At 65.9% G+C, this 1,076-nt stretch carries 1 protein-coding gene; it reads left to right on the top strand.

The features are described 5' to 3' along the window. A partial coding sequence (locus IU459_RS37270; protein WP_195134273.1) for an AMP-binding protein occupies nucleotides 1-1,076 on the top strand: 1,076 nt, incomplete at both ends.

The following is a 1,076-nucleotide window of genomic DNA, read 5'->3' as shown; positions in this document are numbered from 1 at the left end:
TGGTGTTACGCACCCGGGTGGAGCCGGGATGGTCATTCCTCGACCTGCTCGAACACACCCGGGAAGCCGATCTGACGGCATACGCACACGCCGAAGCACCGTTCGAGTGGCTGGTCGAGGAGCTGGCGCCGGCACGGTCGACCGCGCACGCACCGTTGTTCCAGGTGCTGCTGGTATTCCAGAACTTCACGCCGGCCGGATTCGAGCTACCGGGATTGACCGTCGAGGCCATACAGGCGGATCTGCCGGTAGCGAAGTTCGACCTGCAGACGACCTTCGCAGAACGATCCGGACCCGACAACGCTCCAGCCGGAATGGATGTCGAATTCACCTACGCGACCGACCTGTTCGACGAAGCAACGATCCACGGATTCGCCGACCGATTCCTGCGGATCCTCGAGACGGTAACCGCAGACCCCGCGGCGCCGATCGGAGATCTGCCTCTGCTCGAGGCACACGAGTTGCAGCGGATGACGGTGTGGAACGAGACCGCGCATCCGGTACCCGAACGGCAGTTGCTCGACGGATTCGCGGCGCAGGTGGCGGCGACCCCCGACGCGGTCGCGGTGGTGTTTGAGGACGTTCGGTTGACCTATGCCGAACTCGGTGCCCGCGTCCACCGGCTGGCCCGGCATCTGATCTCGCTCGGGGTGGGTCCGGAAACGCTGGTGGCGGTGGCCATGCCGCGGTCGATCGAGTTGTTGGTGGGCATCTACGCGATCGTCGAGGCCGGCGGGGGGTACGTGCCGGTCGATCCCGATCTGCCTGCTGAACGCATCGGGCGAATCTTCAGCGTGGCCGAGCCTGTGTGTGTGCTGACCACCGGCGAAGGGACAGCTCTTCCGGAGACATCTACCGTGCCGGTGCTGCGCATCGACGCGCTCGATCTCACGGAAACGAGTGCCCTCCCGGTCGCCGATGCGGAGCGGATCGTGCCGTTGCGGCCGCGGAACACGGCGTATGTGATCTTTACGTCGGGTTCGACCGGGGTGCCGAAGGGGGTGGCGTTGACCCACCGGGCGACGGTGCACCAGCTGGCCTGGGCACAGGGGCGGTATCGGCTCGACGGCAGTGAT

It is taken from the genome of Nocardia amamiensis (genome assembly GCF_015477605.1).
GTDB lineage: Bacteria > Actinomycetota > Actinomycetes > Mycobacteriales > Mycobacteriaceae > Nocardia > Nocardia amamiensis_A.
Note: the sequence above shows the minus strand (reverse complement) of the source record. Positions and strands in the feature narration are given on the sequence as shown.